This window comes from Streptomyces sp. NPDC054757 (assembly GCF_053612185.1).
In genome coordinates this window covers 184,022-204,958 of record NZ_JBSHBW010000007.1, presented here as the reverse complement: position 1 = coordinate 204,958, position 20,937 = coordinate 184,022, and the positions used below count along the sequence as shown (strand labels likewise).

The following is a 20,937-nucleotide window of genomic DNA, read 5'->3' as shown; positions in this document are numbered from 1 at the left end:
GTCAGGGCGGCGTGCCCGCAATGCCGACGTCCGATGCGTCCGCCCGTCCCGGGCCGGCGTGCGAGCCGGACCGACCCGAAAGGCCCTCCGTGCGCCGCAACATGCTCTTCCTGATGACCGACCAGCACCGGGTGGACACCCTGGGCGCATACGGCAATCCGCATACGCACACCCCGAACCTCGACCGGCTCGCGGACGAGGGAACGCGGTTCGACAGGTTCTACACCCCGACCGCGATCTGCACCCCGGCGCGCGCTAGCCTGCTCACCGGGGCGGCTCCGTTCCGGCACAAACTACTGGCCAACTACGAACGTAACGTCGGCTATCTGGAGGATCTCTCCGAGGGCCAGTTCACCTTCTCCGAGCAACTGCGCTCCGAGGGCTACAACCTGGGGCTGCTCGGCAAATGGCACGGCGGCGTACGGCGCACCGCAGCCGACTACGGCTTCGAGGGCCCCGACCTGGCCGGCTGGCACAACCCCGTGGACCACCCCGACTACCTCGCGTATCTGGCGGAGAACGGCCTGCCCCCGTACCGCATCACGGATCCGGTGCGGGGCACCACACCCAACGGCAGCCCGGGAAACCTCCTGGCCGCCCGCCTCCACCAGCCGGTGGAAGCCACCTTCGAGTACTACCTCGCCACGCGCGCCATCGAGATGCTCCAGCGCTTCGCCGCGCAGGAGGACCACGGTGACGGGGCACCGTTCTTCCTGGCCACCCACTTCTTCGGCCCCCATCTGCCGTACATCCTCCCGGACGCGTACTACGACATGTACGACCCCGGGCTGGTCGAACTGCCCGCCTCCATGGGCGAGACCTTCGCGGCGAAACCGGCCGTCCAGCGGAACTACAGCAAGCTGTGGGCCTTCGACACCATGGCGCTGGAGGAGTCACGGAAGCTGATCGCCGTCTACTGGGGTTACGTCACGCTCGTCGACGAGCAGATCGGCCGCATTCTCGACGCCATGCGTGAACTGGGCCTCGACGACCAGACGGCGGTCTTCTTCACCGCCGACCACGGCGAGTTCACCGGAGCCCACCGGCTGCACGACAAGGGGCCTGCCATGTACGAGGACATCTACCGCATCCCCGGTCTGCTGAAGGTACCGGGTGCCCCGCGGGGCCAGGTGCGCGAGGAGTTCGTCTCCCTCACCGACTGCACCGCCACCATCCTCGACCTGGCGGGCAGCGCGACCGGGCCGGCCGTGGACAGCCGCAGCCTGCTGCCCCTCGTACGGGGTGAGCACCCGCAGTGGGACGAGCACCACCTCGCCGAGTTCCACGGTCACCACTTCCCGTACCCGCAGCGGATGTTGCGCACCAGAACCCACAAGCTGGTGATCAACCCGGAGTCCTGCAACGAGCTGTACGACCTCGATGCCGATCCCGACGAGCTGCACAACCGCTACGACGAGCCGGAACTGCTCGGCGTACGCACGGCACTGACCCGGCGGCTGTACGACCTGCTCCGCGAACGTGGCGACAATTTCTACCACTGGATGACGCCGATGTACGACGTCGAGACGGACTACGACACCACACTGTCCGCCTTCGAATCCGACGGCCCCGAAGCTCACTCCGGGGCCGGACAGCCATGAACCGCATGCCGACAGACCGCCACAAGCCTTGACGACGAAGATGAAGAAGACGAAGGGGACAGCCCGATGGAGAGACCCGAGAACGCAATACACATCGGCCGCCGGTCGATACTGACCGGCGTGGCCGGATCCCTGGGGGTGGCCGCGCTGCCTACGGCCACCGCCGAGGCGCTGCCCGCGCACACACCGTCGCACCCGAAGAGCCACTACCCGTCGAACCGCCCCGAGCCGGATTCGTACGGACTCGCCGACCCCGGCCACGACTTGTGGCCGCGCGAGGACAACTCCTTCGTCCTCCCCCTGGAACTCCGCCCCAGAGACCATGAGTTGGGGCGCGTCTGGATGCGCGACACCTACGTCAACTGCTTCGTCGTCGACGGCCGCCCGCTCTACGTCGCCACCGGCACCACCCGCGTGCCCGGCCTCCCGGTGGCCGGCCCCTGGAACGACGGCATCTTCGTGTGGACAGCACGGTCCCTGCACGGCCCCTGGCGGCTGGCCGACACCACCGGTTTCCGCCCCGGCGCCGAGCGCGGCAAGGTGTGGTCGCCCGAGTTCGTCGACGAGAACCGTCCCGGCCGCACGGTCGTCGCCCCGTGGCAGGAGTACTGGTACGACGACCAGTTCGGCAAGCGGGGCGAGGCGTGGGCGCCCGAACTGCACTACTTCCGCGGCAAGTGGTACCTCGTCGCGTGCATGGGCGACCACTCCCAGAAGGTCGGCTCCTTCCTGCTGGTGAGCGACGGCGGGGTCGCGGGCCCGTACCGCCTCGCCGAAGGCAACCTCAAAAAGCCCTTCGGCGATTCGTTCATCGGCGGGCCCTCGTTCATCAAACCCGGTGCGTACTTCCACATCGACGGCAGCCTCTTCTCGGAAGGGGCCGACGCGTGGCTGGTGCTGCACAACAACCTCTACGCCAAGTTCCGCGACGACATGGAGGACATCGTCCCGACGACGAACCTCCCGGCCTTCCAGCAGAAGCCGTACACACCGGAGCCGTACCTCGAAGGCGCCTACGTCTTCAAGCACGGCCGCAAGTACTACCTGGTGCAGTCCGCGTGGGACCGCACCTCGATCGACGCCTACGGCAGCCCCCGCTACGCCTATGACGTGCCGGGCACCGGCCGCACGCAGTACCAGTACGACGCGGTCGTCGCCGTCGCCGACCGTTTCGAAGGACCGTACTCCGAGCGCTGGACCGCGGGCGTGGGCGCCGGGCACAACAACTTCTTCACGGACCGCGACGGAGACCTGTGGGCGACCTTCTTCCGCAATCCGGCCTCCGGTTACTGGTCCGACCCGTCCCGCACGGGCGATGCCGCGGTGGCCGGCGTCGTACGCCTGGAGTGGACCGGCCCGAAGGGCAACCGTCTGTACGTACGGCGCCAGAACTGACACACCGGTCGCGGTGAGGAGCGCCGCGGCTCCCCCTCGCGCCCTCGGCAAACACGCAGGTCAGACAGGGGCGGCCCGGCATGAGGGCCGACCCCGTCGGCGTGGGCGTCGCGGGGGGGGGCCACCGGAGCGGCTCACTGACCGGGGAAGCTCAGCCGCACGTGACGGTCGCTGGTGTCCCGTTGGCGTCCACCAACCTCCGCTAAGGCAACGCCCGGCTACCCGGATTGCGGCGGGCAGTAGCCTGCTGCCGTGGCCATCCTCCCGGGAAGACGACGGCAGCTGGAGCACGAACGAGGCATGCGGAAGTTGGCCATGGCCGGTCCGACTCACTGACATCACGACGCCGCTTCCAGACACTCGATTGAGCGTGTCCGGCGGAAGGGGATGCCGTCGGGAACGTCGGTGAGCCAGGAGCCGTCGCCCAGGGAACCAGTTCTTAGGGGTTGGTCACGTCGACGGCAATCTCGCCGCTTACCGTGCCCGTGTGCACGTCGGTCAGGTCGTAGCGAACCCATTCCTCCTCGTCTGGGCCCTCGCCGCCCAAGATGACGACGGCTTCCCGCTCGGCTCTACACCCCACGGTGGAGGTCCTGCAAAGCCGGGAAGTTCCCACATGGACGCCAGCGCGTAACGCACCGAAAAGGAATTCCCGCCAGATATGTTCTTGCAGGACTTCTGCGTGGGGTGACGGCAGTAGTTGACGGCGAGGTCAGCGGATGAGGGCGGGGCAAGCCCGTACGCTGGCGGTCCCCAGCAGTACGCCCATTACCTGGAGAACACTGATCACTTCGAAATCGAACTCGTCGCCGCTACTCTCGGACCCCGCCTCCGTGCTGAGTGCCAACAGACGGCCAGCTGGAGCTGAGACCTCCTCCGCCGCGGAAAGCGGAGCAGGGCCTGGCGAGGTACGCGGCGGCCGAGTCGACGAACCGGACCTCGGCTGAGCGAACCGCGTCCTGCTCGGCTTCCAGCCTTTGACGTGGAATGCGTCCCGTAGCTCTTTCAGCCGGGCGTCGCTCTCTCGCGGACCCACAGACTCTGCTGTGGTTGGAGCCGACAGCTGCCAGCGTGGTCCCCACGCCCAGGCCGTTCCGCCCCACGGCATTGCGGTTGTCGAGGGGCGGAACGTTTCGAGACTCCCGCAGGGTCAGACCGCGTTCAGCAGTCCAGAAGGCGCTGGCGGAGGCGCGGTCAGGTCACTGAGCGTCGGCGACGTCGCTGATGCCGTCGTCGAAAATCACGGTCAGGGGTTCGGCGCCGGTCCGGCTGGTGGTGGTGAGGTCATGCGCCAGCCGCTCATACACGGCGCCGGACAGCGCCCAGGTGCCGTCGTCCTTCCCGTATTCCGCGCTCTTGGTCCGAGTGCTACTCATGGCGATCAGCACGCCGATGATGGAACGGCCGGACAGAGTGATCCGCCGTCGGTCGTGTCCCTCCTCGGAGGGCGCGGCTGGGGCACGGAAGTGAGGGATGTTCGCGGCGTGTTCCTGGATGAAGTCCCACATGTCGCGGTGGCAGACCAAGTGCACCGTGCCTACGGTCGCTGCCCTGGCGAGCACGATGTCATGGTCGGCAAGGCGACTTTGCGACGCGGTGAGGCCGCCCTTCCCGGGCTCTTCCTCCGAGCTTGGTGCGTTGGCGGCTGCCTCGGTGGCGGCCCGCCGGTGAGCAGCGAACTCGGGTTCGGCGCCGTCCTCGGGCCGGCCAGGTTCAGACGTAACCGCACCGCTGGTCTCGGAGTCTTCGTCCGTAGGGGCGGAGGCGTCCGGCTCCTGCTACGGGGAGCCAGTGTCGGCGAACCCGCCCTGTTCAGACTGGACAGGCTCCGGCCGCTCCGGTGACAGCGCCTGCTCTCGGTCTGGATATGCGACGGCGGTCGGAGACTCGGGCAGGCGGGCGAAGAGCTCCCCTACCGCTGCCCGTAGTTCGTGGACGACGCGCGCCAGGTCGGCAACGTCCTGGCGCAGCCCGGGGAGCGACTTGTTGATCTCTGAGAGCGACGTAGAGGCGCTGTTGACGCGGCTGCGTGTCTCGCGGTTATCAACATGGAGCTCGTTGACCTGAGTGGTCACCGTCTCGGTGATCTCACGGCGCGAGGTCTCAACACGCTCCCCAAGCGTGGTGACTTGCTCCTCCAGCGCCCGCCGGGTGTCCAAAAGGGCAGTCATCAGATCGTTACGATTCACGAGTCCCCCACAGATTAAGTGATCAATCGGATTCGCTGCGTAGTATCACCAGATAGGAGCGACGTGGTGGGCCGCATGAAACGGTCTGGCTTGAAGGATTCGAGCAAGGGCTGAAAGGCGCGGAGGGAAAGGGCCAGCTGTTCGAAGCCCTTCGCTCAGATCGCCGGTGATGGCAGTCCCCCTGGGCTCCGTGTGGGCTTTGTCGGTGTCCTGGTGAAGAGGGCTAACGCTATGGATATTCCTTGAACCACGTGTCTTTCGCCACTGCGCGGGGCACACCGGTCGACCAACCAACCTCACCCGCACCTTCACCGTGCTTCTCCGCAAGGCTGGCCTTCGCCACGTCCGCCTCCAGCGAGACGCTCTCGACTCCCTCGGCCGCGCCCTCCACGACCCCACCCACCATCCGGCCCGACGACGGCCACGAACCACCACGTCCTGCAGCACCCGTCCGCTGACATTGCCGTCAACTACTGCCGCCAGACACCCCAGGGGCCCCGCCGGAAGCACATTCCGGTGGGCCCCTGGGCTCAGCGGAGAAGATTTTGTAATCCGTTTCGTGGACAGAATTCTCGAAGGCGTTTCTTTGCAACCGTTACTCGTAAGTTACGGCAGCCCGAAATATTGCTGCGATCATTGCCCAGCTCGGCGACTCGGGAACTGGTTCTCCGATGACATTCTTAAAGAACCCGTCCATCGCACTTGTCCAGCGGGCAGAAGCATCTACGAAATCCGTGGTCAAAGGATTCTCCAATGCGATGCGCCCGTCGCCGATGGCCCTTGCCAAATTCTGCAAGTACCCGGCAAGATCATCCTTCGACTTGATCTCGTTCAGCTGTGCATCGGGCCAGCTCATGAGGCCCACTCCACTGGGTCGAAGTGATTGATCACAATCGACCTCCCTTCGTTTTTTGTCGTGAACTTCCAGGATTAAGCTGCAACTTCTTCTGGGGTGGCCATCCTGAAGGGCATCCGAATTCCAGCCTTTTGGAAGGCAACCAAACGCCGATTGTCAAGTGTATGGAGGTTCCCGTTCTTATAGTGGAGGCGCATAGTCGGCAAATCCTCCGGCTTTACATAGCCTGAACGCAAACCGGCCGCAGTTTGCTTAATAGTCTCGCCGTTGCTGAAGCGCGGACTAACCGTATCCTGCGAGAATCTCACCAGCTTGGGGTCGATTGTTCCATTGCAGTTATGGACGAGAACCGGCGTAGCCCCCGCCAGCACGTAGTACGTGTGCTACGCGAAGCCTTCGACCTGCTTTTTCGCAGCTCAAGTGCGGTTTGCTGGTCCGGTGAAGTGCGTGGGCGTCCGTGGTTGTGCGGGGTTGTTGCCGTCGCTACTGCCGTCAGACGGTTCAGCCCAGGTACGGCTTCTCGCGCTGTTCCAGGAAGTGCTGGAGCCTGAGTCGTTGGGTGTGGTGCATCGGCAACTGCTCGATCTCTTCCGGCGGCACGAACCGGAGCTCGGTGGACTCGTCGGAGATCTCCAGCCGGCCGCCGCTGATGCGGGCGGTGAAGCAGACGTTGAACTGTCGCCGGACCTCGGCGTCGGCGTAGGCGATGATGTATTTCGGGTCGGTGTAGGTGCCGACCAGGCCGGTGATCTCCACGTCGAGGCCGGTCTCCTCTTTGACCTCGCGGACGGCCGTGCCTGGCAGGGAGTCGGTGAGGTCCATGCCGCCTCCGGGCAGGGCCCATAGGTCGTTGTCGCGACTGCGCTGGAGGAGGATGCGCCCGTGGTCGTCGGTGACGACGGCGGACGCGGCGACGACCATGCTGTTCGGCTTGGGCGCATTCGGGTCGTTGTAGTACTCGGTGCGGGCCACGGTCAGCCTTCCTCTCTTACGGGGGTTGCCGTCGCCCACACGGCGTAGAAGCTGTCGGCGTAGGTGTCGAACATGCCGCCTGTCTCGTGTCGGCGAAGATGCCACACGGGGGCTGCGTAGGCGTTGACGCCCCAGACGTGGGCGTTGACGAGTTGCTGGTCGTCGGCGCGGTAGAGGGAGTTGTAGAGCGTGGTGCTGTGGGTGTGGACTTCGATGCCGGGGGTGTCGGCGAGCGGCTTGTAGTGCATGAGGGCGAGGCGGCAGCGAGTCGGCTGGGGCCAGCAGTTCGACGTACGCGAGATCGCCGCCTTCGGCACCGACGCCGAACTGACCGATCAGGCGGTTGCTGCCTACGTGGCCAAGTACGCCACCAAGTCCGCCGAAGCCTCCGGCACCCTCGACCGCGCCCTGTTCTGCCGCCCCTGCCAGGGACGCGGCGCCACCCTCCTGCCCCACGGCACCCCGCTCCCCTGCACAGCCTGCGACGGCACCGGACAGGCCCAGCCGCTGCCCCGCCTCGCCGTCGCCCGACACGTCCGGCAGATGATCCGCACCTGCTGGGAGCTCGGCCGCCTGCCGGAGTTCGCCCATCTCAAGCTCTGGAAGTGGGCCCACATGCTCGGCTTCCGAGGCCACTTCTCCACCAGATCCCGCGCCTACTCCACCACCCTCGGCGCGCTGCGCGACGCCCGCCGCGCCTGGCGCACCGAACAGGCCCACGCCCACGCCAACCTACCTGAGCACGACCCGACGAGCACCCTCGTCGTCGGCCACTGGGACTACCTCGGCTCGGGCTACAGCCCCGGCGCAGCCCTCCTCGCGGCCGACGTCTGGCATCGCAAGGAACTGGAACGGCAGTTCATGGCCGAAGGGACCTGATGGCCTCGCTCCCGTCCACCGTTCTCCACGCAGAGGCGGCACCGGCGCTAGATCTGCTGACGGTGCCCCAGGTGATGGCCCGCCTCTAACTCGGCCGCTCCGCCGTCTACGACCTCCTCCGCACCGGCCAACTCGCCTCCATCACCCTCGGCCGCGCCCGCCGCATCCCCACCCACGCCCTCACCGACTTCATCCACACCCGCTCCCGCGCCAACGGCGACGGAACCGTCTACCAGCGCAAGGACCACCGTTGGGAAGCCGCCGGTTACGTCCTCGCCCCCGGCAACACCCGCAAGCGCATCCGCGTCTACGGCACCACTCGCAAGAAAGCCCTAGCCAAGCTCACCGAGAAGATCGCCACCAGCAACCTCGGCCTGCCCGGCCGACAGCACCGTCAGTGCGTACCTGACGTACTGGCTCAACGGCGTCGCCGTCCACCAGGTACGGGAGAACACCCACACCCGCTACGCCGCCTGCGTCCGCCTCCACCTCATCCCCGGCCTCGGCGCCAAGAAGCTCGCCCGGCTCACAGCCCGCGACGTCCGCACCTTCCTCGACCGCCTCCGCGTCGCCTGCCAGTGCTGCGACCAGGGAAGGGACACTGCCCGGCGACAGTGCTGCGCCATCGGCGAGTGCTGCGACAAGCGGCTCTCCCCACTGACCGCGACCCACGTACACTCGGTCCTCAAGTCCGCCCTGGAGCACGCCGTCCGCGAGGACGACCTGCCCCGCAACGTCGCCCGGAACATCAAGACCCCCGCTCCCCGCACTCGGCGCTTCAAGCCCTTCACAACGAGCGAGGCCCCGCAGTTCCTCCACGCAGCCATCGACGACCGGCTCCACGCGCTATACGAACTCGTCCTGCGCACTGGACTCCGCAAGGGCGAACTCCTCGGCCTGCACTGGGAAGACCTCGACCTCGACAGTGGCACCGCCAGCATCCACCGCTCCCTCCAGCGCACCCCTACCGGCGGCCTGACCATCCTTCACACCAAGACCCGCGCCTCCGAACGCCGCATTACCCTCCCCACCGAGTGCGTCAACTCCCCCAAGAACCACAGGGAACGACAGCAAAGAGAACAAGAAGCTGCCGGAACGAGTTGGACGGACAACGGCCTCGTCTTCACCAACCCCACCGGTAACCCCCTCGACCCCGCCAACCTCACCCGCCGTTTCCGCCGCCTCCTTCACAGGACAGGACTCCGGACGATCCGCTTCCACGACCTCCGACACTCGACCGCCGACCCTGCTCCTGGAGCGGGGCGTCGAACTCGTCGCCATCAAGGAACTCCTCGGGCACGCCCACATAGGCGTCACCGCCACCGTCTACGCCCACGTAAGGCTCCGCCTCCAACGCCAAGCCATCGACACACTGGGCAACGCCCTTGGCCCGACCGACGACGACCCCGACGACCCACTTGCAGGAGCCGTCGTCCGATGACGTTGCCGTCAGCGTTGCCGTCAACACGCGAGAAGTCCCACCGAAATGACCCTCCGGTGGGACTTCTGCTCATTCATTCAAAAATACCTCGATGGCCCTAGCCACCGACGCCGGGGTCGACTCGTCGTGCGGATCATCCATCCCGAGCATTGGTAGATCCAGCACCACGCTTGCCGAGTCTCCAAATTCATCCCTAACTGCCCTGAGGGACTGAAGCACGGCGTAGTAGGCGGGACTTATTTGCTCGAAGTCTTCCCTGATGGAGAATTCCCCATCTCGTTCAACGATCGGACGAAACGGCGGCACGACAATCCACTCCGGCAAGCCGTCGCCTTTCGAATTGGGCAAAGCCTGTGCCGCCTCCCTGTTCGGCCTACCGCCATAGCGATCGAATGCCCAAACTCCAGACATCACAAGCACGTCAGCCCGAAGTGAGCGGCTACTTTGGTTGGCGAACTCGATCGCCGTCGTTGCAGGCAGCAACCTCGACCAGAGGTCCAGGGTCGGCTGCTGGAGGGATGTCACGTAGATCTTCATCTACTCACCTACGGGATCGGCATGGAAGGAAGGATCCGGACTCGACCGATCGTACTCATTGAATCCTCCCAGAGCGCGAAGGCGTCGATTCCGCCACCCCCGTCCGCAAGATGCTCAATCCTGCTCTCCGCAGGAATATGTTCAGTTCTGATTACGCCACGCACCAACGTGTAAGCGCCCTCATCAGGGAACGTCGCATGGGCGGATTTAGCGTAGAGAGCTGCACCCTCTGGCGTTGAAGAGAAGTACTTCGACTCGATTCCGCGCGGATTCTGGAAACGTCGAGTGTCCATGAGTTGCTTCAACTCGTCATCCTTCACGGCGCGGTAGACATGTTGCTCACCGTCTTTGAGCTTACTCCCGCCGCAATTGTGGACGAGGACCGGTGTAGCCCCCGCCAGCACATAGTACGTATGCAGGCTGCCGATAGTGAGGTCGTAGGTAGTGGTGTTGGCGTGGTAAAGGCGGACGCCGGTGACCTTTGCCGTGCCGGTCGGGGACTGAAGGACGTCCCCCTGGTTGAGGTCCTCGGCGTCAACGAACGCGGCACGGGTCTTGTCGTAGAAGGGGTGGTGGAAGGTGGTGGTGAGGTGTTCGCCGTCCGCCACCGCTTCGTCGACCGCGGTCGACGCGGATGTCTGAGCCGACTGCACCTGACCGACAGCCGCGACCGTGGCCGTAGTCGAGGCGGGCTCTGTCGCGTGGTGCGCCGACAGGGCGCCCAGTACCGCGGCTGACGCCGCCAGGCCGAAGGCGGCCTTACGAACCGCCTTCCTCGCGACGCTCTTAGCCACCGAGTCCTTGCCCGATGCCGGTGTCGATGCGGATGCCGGCGTGTCCTTCGCCGCGGCAGCTCCGGCCGCCTTGACCGTCACGTCCACGAAGTCGTGGTCTGTGTGGGTCACGATCACCGCTGTGACCTTGTGCGCCTCGGTGCCCGACGTACCCGGCACCGAGTTGGCGATCGTGTCACCGACCTTGACCTGGGCGATGGCCTTCGATGTCCCGTTGGCCATCAGGACGTGCGTCCCGCCTGTGAAGCTGTGGACCGTTCCGCACCCCTCGGTCCGCGATCCTGCCGCTTCCTGCTCCCCTCGTGCCGTGGCCTCTGATGTCGCGTCCGCGGCCGCGGTCTCCTCGGCCTCCGATGCGCCCTTCCCGAACAACCCGCCGACGACCTTCATCGCCTTCGGCGCAGCCTTCGCCAGCAGCGAGCCGCCGATCTTGCCCAGCGCGCCGCCCAGTGCGCCCTCGATGCCGCCCTCGGCCGCCGAGCCGGCGAAGGCTCCGACGCTGCACGCGTCGCCGCCCTTCTGGGCACAGGCGAAGCCCTGCGTGACCAATGCTCCCGCCGCGCCTGCGGCTGCCGCGCAGCCGATCGTACCGACGCCCGCTGTCACGGCCTCGCAGCCCGCGAACACCGCTGTCGACACGACGAATGACGTGATCGCAGCCGCGTGGTGCTTGACGAAGGTGGCCGCTGTCTTCGCTGCCGTGACCGTGGCGTGGTAGGCGGTGCGTGCCGCCTGCTTCACGGCGTGTGCGGCCTTCTTGACGGCCTTCTTGACCGTGTGCACGGCCTTCTTCGCCGCGTGCACCACCCGGTGCACGACCTTCGATGCCTTGTGGTAGGCGGTATGCACTACATGCACCGCTGCGTGGTAGACCCGTCTGACCTTGCGTGATGCGTAGTGGTAGACACGACGGACGACCCGCACGGTGGCGTGGTAGACGTCGCGGACCTTGTGCACGATCTTGCGGGCCACGTGTTTGGCAGCGTGCACGACCTTCTTCACGGCCTTCTTGACCGCGTGGTAGACCTTGTGCGCCACCTTTTTCACAACATGCTTGGCCTTGTGTACTACCTTCTTGGCGCCGCAGACCACGTCGTACCAGGAGCAGTTGCCCGACTCGTCCGTGCCCGCCATGGGGTTGTCGTCGACGTAGGCGAAGGGGTTCGCGGACACTGAGTTCGGAACCGGATCCAGTGCGATGGTGTCCTTGTTGCGGAATGTTCCGGTTTCCGGGTTGTACCAGCGTGATGCTGTTCCGACATCACCCGAATCCGTATCAGGGGTCGAGCCCGGCTGTGTCCACCCTGACTGGAAGCCCAGGTGGCCTGCCACGGTGGACAGTCCGAGGGTGTTCCCCAGCGGGTCGTAACTCGCCGAGCCCGCAAGGGCGCTCGCACCCGAGGTGAACGTCCCGACTACGTCCTCGTGCTGATCCGTCAGCGCGAGCACACCCGACCCGCCGGTCTGCGAGCCGATTCCGACCAGGCCGCCGGAGGGGTCGTAGGTATAGGTGGAGTCGTCGTCCGAGGCGATCGTGTTGTCCGCCCCGGAGTACCGGAAGGTACGGGTGTCGCCGGACACGGATTCCCGGTCCGTGATGTCCCGGCCCATCGCATCGAGGCCGAAGGACTGTGTACCGGCGGTGATCTGCCCGCCGAAGGCGTCCGTCGTGAACTTCTGTGTGCCGTCGGCCACCGATGACTGCGAGGTCATGGTGCCGCGCGCCGAATAGCTGTAGGTGTGGGTGCCGTCAGAGGTCAGTTGGTCGCGGGCGTCATAGGTGTAGACGTCCGCGCCGGCCCGGATCCGGTTGCCTGAAGCGTCGTAGCTGTAGGCGGTGTTCTTCGTTCCGTCGTTCCAGGAGGTCAGGCGGTTCGCCCAGTCGAAGGTGTAGGTGTTCGAGGACGCGCCCGTCACACCCTCCGTCTTCTTCGACTTCAGATTGCCGTTGTCGTCGTATCCATAGGTGATGTTCGACAGGTTCGTGGCACCCTGACGCAGTGTGTCACCGGTCAGCTCGTGAGCGGAGTTGTACCCCAGCGTCCTGACCTGGCCGGTAGCGCCGTACTGGATCTGCCTGACCTCGTTGAGCTGCCCGTAGGTGTACGAGAGCTGGGTGCCGGTGGCCGGGTCGTCGAGGGTTTTGAGCCGGCCGGCTGTGTCGTAGCCGTACCTCGTGGTCCCCGCCGCGTCCGTCCTGGTCAGTGGGGACGAGTCGTCGTTGTAGGTGAAGCTCGATGTACCTGCGGAACCCGAGGCCGACAGCAGGTCACTGCGGTCGTCGTAGCCGAATGCCTCGTGGGTGGCGTCTTGGTGGTCGGCCTGGCCCGCGATACCCGCGGCGTCGGTGTCGGCGCTCTTCACCCGGCCGATACCGTCGTAGGTGAAGTTGCGGGTCGCGGTGGCGGCGTCCGCGCCTTGTCCGGACATCGTCTTGAGGTCGCCGTTGGCGTCGTACGTCATCGACGTCGACGTGCCGCCCGGCAGCACGGCCTTGGTCATCTGGCCGTCGGCGTCGTAGGCGAAGGCCGTGGTCGAGTCGGCCGCCGAGGTGTACTGCGCCGTGGTGGGCTCGACGATCGACGCCTGCTGGCCGCGGCCGTTGTAGGTGTACCGCCAGGAGTTGCCGCGTCCGTCGGTGAAGCGCGTCCGGTTGCCGGCCGCGTCGTAACCGAAGCTGGTCGTGATCGACGTCGAGGCGTCGACCGGCTGGATCTCCTGGGTGACCGTGCCGGCCCCGTCGTAGGTGAAACGGCTGGTGTGCCCGTTGGGGTCGGTGGATGCGATGACGTTGCCGGCGCCGTCGTACTCCTGCGAGGACTGGCTGAGCAGTTTGTCGTTCGCGTCGTACTGCTTGTCGTACGTCGGCTGGCCGGACGCGTTGTAGTCGGTCTCGCTCCAGGTGCCGTCGGCCAGGATCGCCTTCTGCGGGTTGTCGTCGAAGTCGTAGGTGTACTTGGTCGTGTTGCCCGCGCCGTCCGTCATCGAGGTGGCGTCACCGGCCCGGTTGTAGCCGTATGACGTCGTGACGCCGCCTGGGGACGTGGTCGACGCGAGGTGCGCCCCGTACGGGTTGCCGGTACTCACCGCGTAGGAGTTGGTCGTCGTGAGCGTCCGTGTGGAGGGGTAACGCTCCAGGGTGGTGGAGGTGAGCGGCCGGCCCAGGTAGTCGTACGTTGCCTGGGTGGACGCTCCTGTCGGGTCCGTCGACGTCAGCTGGTCGCCCGCGGTGTCGTACGAAGCCTGGGTGTTCTTTCCGTCCGCGTCGGTGACCTGGACGACGTTGCCCAGCTGGTCGTAGAGGGAGCGCGTGGTCCTGCCGCCCGGCGTGCTCTGCGTGAGCTGGTTGCCGTCGCTGTCGTAGGTCCACGCCGAGGTATCGGCCACCGGTTCGCTCGCGCCCGGCGGTGTGTACGGGGGCAGGGTCTCGGAGACCTTGTTGCCATTGGCGTCGTACGCCGTCGTTGTCACATTGCCGTCGGGGTCCTGCTCCTCGACGGACTCACCGAAGGTGTTGAAGCCGCTGGAGGTGACCGGGTGCATGGTGACCGGGTTGGTTCCATCGGCCTCGGCCTGGACAGCCGGCGCGGTGGTGACCGCGAGGTTTCCGGCCTCGTCGTACGAGTAGTTCGTCGTGTTGTGCTCGGGGTCGGTCATCGAGGACCGGAGTCCGCGCTTGTCGTAGGTGTACGACGTGGTCTGCTCGTTGGAAGAGCCGACGGTGCCGCCCGTGCGGCCCTTGCCGTACAGGGAGGAGACATCGGAGGAGGACAGAGCTCGCTGGTAGACCTGCACGTTCGATACACCGCCCGGCAGCGGGTCGGCAGAGGCTCCCGCGTACTCGTCCTGACCGATGGTCAGCGGGCCGGTGGCTTTCCACGGTGTGGCGTTGGTCCCGGTTCCCGACAACGCCCCGTCGACGTATATCTGTTCGGCGCCGGTCGTGGCGTCGAAGACCCCGACAAGATGGGTCCAGGATCCGGCCTTCGGTGCGGCCGTCGCATAGGCCCCGGGGAAAGCGGTGCCGGTCGCGTCCTTGGTGGTCTGCTCCATATCCCAGAGCGGTGTGCCGTTGTGGGAGGTGTTGTACATGAGCATGAAGGAGCTGTTGGCGCTGCCCGTCTGGGCGACCACCGCGGCGTTGTGCGTGGGAAGCGAGTCCAGGTTCACCCAGGCGGAGACCGTGTACGAGGCCGTGGTGTCGAGCACCGGCGCGTTGGTGGAGATCTGCTGTCCTGTGGTGCCGGAGAAGTGCGCGGCGGAATCCGACCACGTCACGCCGGAGGCTGCAGCTGTGTTCCCGGTCCCGGAGGAGTCGGTGACGTTGGTGCCCGAGGGCTGGTTCAGTTTCCACCAGCCGCTGGGGTGCCCCGAGGCGTCGCCGTACAGCGTCTCGCTGAGCGTGTTGCCCATGGCGTCATAGGTACTGGTCGTGGTGGCGTCATAGCCGGAGGCGTCGTGATCGCTCTCGCTGGCGACCTCGTCGTCGGGGGTGTACGAGACGGTGGAGACGCGGTCCACACCGGTCGGGTCGGTGGTGGTGGAGGTGTTGCGGGACGCCGCGTCGACCGTGTATTTGGTGACGTTCTCACCGTTGTCGGTGGTGCTGGTGAGTACGTTGCCCGCGGCGTCGTAGGTGTCCGCCTCCAGGACGGAGCTGCTGCTGCCGTCTGCGCTGGTGCGCTTCACCGTCGCGGTGAGTCCGTCGTCCGTGTAGGTGTACGCCGTGGTGTTGCCCATGGCGTCGGTCACTGACGCGAGGCGGCCGGCTGGGTCGTAGGCCCGCGACGACTCGATGAGCAGCGAGGGGGTCTGCGGGTTCAACGGGCTGCCGGTGTACATGACGCCCTGGGTGAGCAGGTCACCGTTGTCGTTGTACGTGTACCGGGTCTCGGTGCCCGAGGAGGTGACCTCCGTGGTCTTGTTCCCGGAGAGGTCGTAGGTGTACGTCGTCGTGTTGCCGTTGGCCGCGCCTGCGGAATTGTTCGCGTCGGACTCGGTCTGTACGTGGTCGTAGGCGTCGTATGTCTGCGTCTCGGTACGGGGCTTGTCTCCGCCCTTCGCGTCGGCGACCGTCTGCGAGGTCACGTTGCCGTCTGCGTCGAACACCGTGGTGGAGACGGCGGCGTGAGTGGCGCCGGTGATGCGGTCGGTGAGTTGCGGGTCGTCCTCCTCGACGACCTGACCTGCCGCGTCGTACGTGAAGGTGGTGGTGAGTCCGGCCGGGTAGGTGTCGGAGACGACTTTCTTGGTAAGGACCTGGCCGAGTCCGTCGTAGCTGAAGGTGGACACGAGGCCGACGGCGTCGGTGGTCGAGGCGACGTCGCCGTTCTTGAAGTACGACACCGAGTTGACGGCGCCGCCGGGGCTGACCGTCTTCACCGGAAGGCCCTTCGGCACTGCTCCGCTGTCAGCGGCGGGGTAGGCGCTGGTGCCGTCGGAGTACACCGTGCTGGTGGAGCGGCCGTCGGGGAATCCGGCCACCGCGGGGCCGGTGATCTTGGTCTGGTCACCTGCGGTGTCATAGGTGTACGAGGTCAGATAGGTGTCGTCGGTACCGGACGAGGAGCGTCCGTCCCGCTCCGTCAGCAGCAGGTCGTTGCGCGGATCGGCGGTGGTGAGCTGCGCGGTGGTGTCGTCGGGGTAATAGCTGTAGTAGTCGGTCGAGCAGTGATGGGCCACCTGGTCCTGACAGGTGGTCGAGGAGACCACGTTGCCGCGTACGTCGTGCCCGGTGATGGTCATCGCCCCGTTGGGGTCGGTGACGGTGTGCTCGAATCCACCGGTGTCGTACCCGAAACTGGTCCTGTTGCCGAGACCATCGGTCTCGGTCAGAGCCCGGTTGCCGTTGGTGACGTCGTAGGTGTACGTGAGGGTGGCCGGAGTCGGGGACGTCACCTTCACGGTCTCCACGGGCAGCAGCCCGGTGGAGTTCTTGGCCGCCTCGACGTGGGCGGCGGCGTCCTGCGCGGTGAGTGCGGTGCGGTAGAGCGCCGCGTCGGCGAGCGAACCGTTGAAGTAGGCGGTGGTGCCGCCGGTCAGACCGGTCCAGCCACTTCCGGTGGTGCCCGTGCCGAGATAGATCGTGCTGCGCGCGCTGTTCGTCAGGGCGGCGGTTGATGCCTTGGTCGCGGACTGGTTTCCGTCCAGGTAGAGGGTCTGGGCGGTTCCGGTGGCGCTGATCAGGGCGTGGTGCCATTTGCCATCGGTGACCGTACCGGCCGACGAGAGCTGGACGGAGCCGCCGGTGGTGTAGAAGCCGCCGTGCAGCTTGTTGTCCGAGCCGATCCACAGGATCGGGGCGGTGGAGGCGACGGTGCCGCCCACCGGGCTGGACTGGGCGTTGAGCAGGATGCCGCCGCCGTGGGTCGTGGAGAACCACACCTCCGCGGTCGCTTCCTTGTCCCCGGTGACGGTGTCGGGTATCTGCACGCGGGACGAGGTGCCGTTGAAGGAGGCTGTCTTCTGGTCGGTGAACGGTCCGGTGGCGCCCAGTGTCACGCCGCTGTAGGTGCCGTTGCCGCCGCGCGTCTCGTCGAGTGCCGTCGTGGCGCCGGCCGTTTCACCGAGCCGGAAGTAGGTGGCGGGTGCGCTGCCGAGTATCGCGCCCCGGTAGGTCTGGCTGGAGCCGGTGACGGTCGGAGCACCGAGCTTCCAGACGCCACCGTTCTCGTCGGTCTCCTGGGTCAGCGCAGTGGTGACCGGGTCGTAGGCCATCGTCTGGTAGGTCTTGCCGGAGGGCCGGGTGACGGAGGTCAGGAGGCTCGCCGTGTGTGTTCCGTACTTGTAGAGCGAGCTGACGTCGGCGGCGACCAGCGGCCGGTCGTACCAGGTGGCGTCCGCGATGGAGCCGTTGAAGTAGGTCGCGTACCCGTCCTTGGACGTGGAGCTCTGATGTGGCTCGTCCGGCCAGTTTCCGCCGAGAAAGCCGGTGCCCAGGTAGTTGAAGGGCTGGTTCTTGCCGAAGGCGACCGCGCTCTGGATGGATACGGTGCCGCTGCGTGAGCCGACCTTCGCACTGTCCAGGTACAGACTCTGGGAGTTGCCCGCAGCCGAGAGCACCACATGGTGCCACTTCCCGTCGGCGACCGACGCACTGGTGACGATGGGGTTGATGCCGCCGCTGTACCAGAACTCGGCGTTCAGCTTGCCGTCTTTACCCACGTAGATGGACGGGGTGTAGAACCCGGCCGCGTCGCCGGAGCTGATGGGCTGGGAGGCGTACGAATACAGAACACCGGGGCCGGCCGACGTCTTGAACCACAGGGATATGGCGCCGGAGTCGGTGTCGTTCCCGAGGTCGTTCGGAAGCACGACGTCCGACGATGTGCCGTTGAACCCGGCGGCCTTGGCCGTACCTCCGGTCAGTGGACCGGGCTGCCCCAGGGTGACGTTCTGGTAAGTGGCGTTGGCAGTGCCTTCGTTGGCCAGGACCGCGTCCTTGGCTGTGCTGCCGGAAGCCTCCGACAGCGGCCACATGGCGTGCGGGTCGAGATCGAGGGAGGCGTTCTGGTACTGCGAACCCGATTGATATCCGTACTTGGTGCAGGCAGTCGTGGATATCGGTGAGCAGACGGTGGACAGCTGGTCTCCGGTGTAGCCGTAGGTCCAGGTCTGTGCGGTTGCCGGGTCGGTGGCGGTGACCGGGTCGGTGACCACCGTCTGGATGTGCGCGGCGCTCGCACCGGTCGGGGTGAACCACGTCAGGTGCAGCGCTCGGTGGGAGACCGTGGACGACATCTGCGTGACGTGCCCGCCCGCCCAGGTGAGGCTGACAGTCCTGCCGTCAGCATCGGTCACCGAGGTGAGGCCGTATCCTCCGGATCCCAGGGACTGGGTAAAGGCGTAGGTCGTGTCGTCCTTGTCGGTCAGCGAATAGCCACCGGTGACCGACTTGAAGGTGGCGAAGCGTCCGGAGCCCGCGGAGAACGTACCGTCGGGGTTCTTGCCGTATCCGACCTGCGAGCCGTCCGGGTAGGTGACGAAGACGCTGGATACGGCGCCCGACCCGGTGTACTGCTCGGTGGCCCGTGAGTCGAAGATGCTCGACCAGCCGGCTCCGAATCCTCCGGTCCAGCGCGGGTCACGCGAGTTGTAGTCGCGCTCGACGTCCAGCGAAGGGCCGACGGTGGAGATGGACGCGTCCGTGTCGGAGGTCGTGTAGTTGCTGCTGGAGGCGTCGAAGCCGTGGTCACTGCTGTTCTGCGAAAGCCCGGAAGTGATGACAGGCTGCGGGACCTGAACGGAGATCGCGGTGTAGGTCGCGGTCGAGTACAGGCCGGCGTCGTACGCCTGGACGGTCCAGTAGGAGGTCTGGCCCCACTTGAGCTTGCCAGCCGGTACGGTCCAGTCGCCGGTGGCGATCAGGCCGGAGTCGGCGACCTTCTTGTTGGCGCTGTCATAGACCTGGAACTCGTACTTGTTCGTGCTGCCGTCGGTGGAGTTGGCACCGCCGGCCCACGCGGTCAGCTCCGGGGTGGTGGTGTTCACGACGGCGTTGTTGTTCGGGAACTGCTCGTACAACTGCGGCGGAGTGTTGGACGTGTAGTTGACGACGATGTACGGACCGAGGGACGGGTCGTTGAAGGAGCCGAACTGCTTCCAGTGCAGGGCGTCCGCGGTGGACGCGTACACAGCGAGCCCGTGGTCCGCGGTGGTGCCGTTGAACCAGCCCTGGATGGCGGAGGCCGTCAGCGGCACGCTCACCCAGTCACCGACGGACCGGTCCGCGGCGGAGTTGGCGCACGCGTGGGGGACACTCGGGGTGGCATTGCCGATGGAGGAGCCATGCGTCGGACCGGGGTAACCCGTGACACCGCTCGGAGTCCAGGCGCTCGTCACCAGGGCGACGTCGAAGCGCTCGGCCGTGCAGGTGGCAGCCCAGGTGTCGAAGAGATGCAGGGTCGCGGAAGTGACGGTGGCCCCGCTGGCGTCCCACGCGGTGTCCCAGTGGTTCACGTAGCTGACGGCCGAGTGCGTGCCGGAGTCGTAGGAGCCGACCTTGATGGTCTGCTCGGACGAGTGGTCGCCGGCGTTGCCGGACTCGGCGTAGGTGGTGGTCCAGCCGTCGGTCACGGTCGGATCGACAGTGACGGGGAAGACACGGCGTGTGTCGTGGAGCCAGTGATCGTCGAGAGACACCTTGAGCGCGTAATCGCCCTGCTCCCGGACGAGTTCGTAGGTGACGGCGTGAGTGGTGCCCGGGTCACCGGAGCGCGGATCGATCGCGGAGTCGAAGGCATACGCCGAAGGGATCCGCTCGACCGTCTTGCCTGCTGAGTTCCGCAAGTCGATAGAGCCGTCGTCGGCCTGCTTCGGGGTCAGGCCCTTGAGCTTGAGGGGGAACGTCCAGTGGTTCCCGGCCTGCGCGGAGTGCAGGACGACCGACTCCTTGAGCCCGGTGGCGATCGGGGCGACTTCCAGATCGGTGTGGGGCAGAACGTCCTTGTAGGTGACGCGGGAACCATCGGCCTTTCCTGCGACGGGTGCAGCACCCGTCAGCCCGTAGCTGAGGGAGTGGCTGTTGTCTGTTGCGACGGAGGCGAGTGCGGAGTCGGCGGCCTTGGGCGCGAAGTCGACTGCCAGGGCGTTCTTCTTCTCGTGCCACCGATGGTCGGATCCTGCTTGAACGCCGGTGTCGATGGGCTGCCACTGGCCCTTGTCGTCACGGTAGTTCACCGGCGACTGGTACACCTTCCGGCTGACGGTGCCGTCAGCGTTGTCGAAGGCGGTGGCCGTTCGGGAGGACTTGCGTGCGTCGCGCTTGCTGGTGTGAGCGTCGAAACCCCGCGTCCTGCGGCTCTTGTTGTACCTGCCGCGCTTTCCGCTGCCGCCCGCCTTGGCATAGGGGTGATAGGCGTCGAGCTCACCGTGCCCCTTTCCCGGCGCATGCCCCGCACCCTTGCCCGCCCGGGTTGAGGCCGCGGAGGCACGGTGGCTGCGATGGGCGGCCGAACCGCCCTGCTGGTGCGGGATTTTGCCCCACTTCGGGTCCTTGAACCAGGACGACAACGACGTGAGGCTCGGCAGCGCGAACGCCCCCAACGCCAGGTCCTCGGCTTCCGCCTGCTGGGTTGTCAGCATCAGGGCCAGCGCCGTCAGTACGAGCAACGCCACCCGCCGTCTCATGCGGCGGGTACGACGGTAGGGGCAGGCACGCACGGCGGAGACTCCAGCGGACAGAAGGAAAAGGAAGCGTGCTGATCTTGTGTGTATGGAAGACCTAAAGAACAGACGCCATAGAGGTTCTTGATCCTTACATGACCAATACATG

8 protein-coding genes and 4 pseudogenes are annotated in these 20,937 nt (G+C 66.2%); 5 read left to right on the top strand and 7 right to left on the bottom strand.

Annotated features, from left to right (window positions below; translation table 11 throughout):
• Positions 1-113: 113 nt before the first annotated feature.
• The gene (locus ACWGKJ_RS12625; RefSeq protein ID WP_385019110.1) at positions 114-1,601 is read left to right on the top strand and encodes a sulfatase-like hydrolase/transferase; all 1,488 of its coding nucleotides are present in this window, start codon (positions 114-116) and stop codon (positions 1,599-1,601) included.
• A 66-nt stretch (positions 1,602-1,667) separates the two neighbouring features.
• On the top strand, positions 1,668-2,996 hold the full coding sequence (locus ACWGKJ_RS12620; RefSeq protein WP_385019112.1) for a family 43 glycosylhydrolase: 1,329 nt from the start codon (positions 1,668-1,670) through the stop codon (positions 2,994-2,996).
• 1,199 nt (positions 2,997-4,195) lie between these two features.
• Here ACWGKJ_RS12620 and ACWGKJ_RS12615 read toward each other — a convergent pair.
• The 5 genes and pseudogenes from ACWGKJ_RS12615 to ACWGKJ_RS12595 all read right to left on the bottom strand — a co-directional run.
• Positions 4,196-4,558, bottom strand: a complete 363-nt coding sequence (locus tag ACWGKJ_RS12615) for a hypothetical protein (protein ID WP_385019114.1) — start codon at positions 4,556-4,558, stop codon at positions 4,196-4,198.
• Positions 4,559-4,774: 216 nt separating this feature from the next.
• The gene (locus ACWGKJ_RS12610; RefSeq protein WP_385019116.1) at positions 4,775-5,185 is read right to left on the bottom strand and encodes a hypothetical protein; all 411 of its coding nucleotides are present in this window, start codon (positions 5,183-5,185) and stop codon (positions 4,775-4,777) included.
• 595 nt (positions 5,186-5,780) lie between these two features.
• Positions 5,781-6,041 (bottom strand): DUF7660 family protein, encoded by a 261-nt coding sequence (locus ACWGKJ_RS12605; RefSeq protein WP_385019118.1) that lies wholly within the window; start codon positions 6,039-6,041, stop codon positions 5,781-5,783.
• Positions 6,042-6,542: 501 nt separating this feature from the next.
• Positions 6,543-7,013 carry an NUDIX hydrolase gene (locus ACWGKJ_RS12600; protein WP_385019120.1) on the bottom strand — a complete coding sequence of 157 codons (471 nt, stop codon included), beginning with the start codon at positions 7,011-7,013 and terminating at the stop codon, positions 6,543-6,545.
• A 2-nt stretch (positions 7,014-7,015) separates the two neighbouring features.
• Positions 7,016-7,282 (bottom strand): annotated as a pseudogene (locus ACWGKJ_RS12595) (XRE family transcriptional regulator); the annotation flags it as partial.
• Between the two features lie 4 nt (positions 7,283-7,286).
• On the opposite strand from ACWGKJ_RS12595, the pseudogene ACWGKJ_RS12590 reads away from it, so the two are divergent.
• From ACWGKJ_RS12590 to ACWGKJ_RS12580, 3 pseudogenes are all read left to right on the top strand, one after another.
• Positions 7,287-7,892, top strand: a pseudogene (locus ACWGKJ_RS12590) (replication initiator); the annotation flags it as partial.
• A pseudogene (locus ACWGKJ_RS12585) lies at positions 7,892-8,095 on the top strand (helix-turn-helix domain-containing protein); the annotation flags it as partial. The pseudogenes ACWGKJ_RS12590 and ACWGKJ_RS12585, both read left to right, overlap by 1 nt.
• Positions 8,084-9,333: pseudogene (locus ACWGKJ_RS12580) on the top strand (tyrosine-type recombinase/integrase). The pseudogenes ACWGKJ_RS12585 and ACWGKJ_RS12580, both read left to right, overlap by 12 nt.
• 69 nt (positions 9,334-9,402) lie before the next feature.
• Here ACWGKJ_RS12580 and ACWGKJ_RS12575 read toward each other — a convergent pair.
• Together ACWGKJ_RS12575 and ACWGKJ_RS12570 are read right to left on the bottom strand one after the other, a co-directional pair.
• The gene (locus ACWGKJ_RS12575; RefSeq protein ID WP_385019122.1) at positions 9,403-9,870 is read right to left on the bottom strand and encodes a hypothetical protein; all 468 of its coding nucleotides are present in this window, start codon (positions 9,868-9,870) and stop codon (positions 9,403-9,405) included.
• A gap of 8 nt (positions 9,871-9,878) precedes the next feature.
• Complete coding sequence (locus ACWGKJ_RS12570; RefSeq protein WP_385019124.1) at positions 9,879-20,792, bottom strand: LamG-like jellyroll fold domain-containing protein; 10,914 nt, start codon at positions 20,790-20,792, stop codon at positions 9,879-9,881.
• Positions 20,793-20,937: the final 145 nt, after the last annotated feature.

Excerpts from the sequence above, each read along its gene's own strand:
- ACWGKJ_RS12605 (WP_385019118.1), bottom strand. The coding sequence starts at position 6,041 with ATGAGCTGGCCCGATGCACAGCTGAACGAGATCAAGTCGAAGGATGAT.
- ACWGKJ_RS12625 (WP_385019110.1), top strand. The coding sequence starts at position 114 with ATGACCGACCAGCACCGGGTGGACACCCTGGGCGCATACGGCAATCCG.
- ACWGKJ_RS12575 (WP_385019122.1), bottom strand. The coding sequence starts at position 9,870 with ATGAAGATCTACGTGACATCCCTCCAGCAGCCGACCCTGGACCTCTGG.
- ACWGKJ_RS12570 (WP_385019124.1), bottom strand. The coding sequence starts at position 20,792 with ATGAGACGGCGGGTGGCGTTGCTCGTACTGACGGCGCTGGCCCTGATG.
- ACWGKJ_RS12620 (WP_385019112.1), top strand. The coding sequence starts at position 1,668 with ATGGAGAGACCCGAGAACGCAATACACATCGGCCGCCGGTCGATACTG.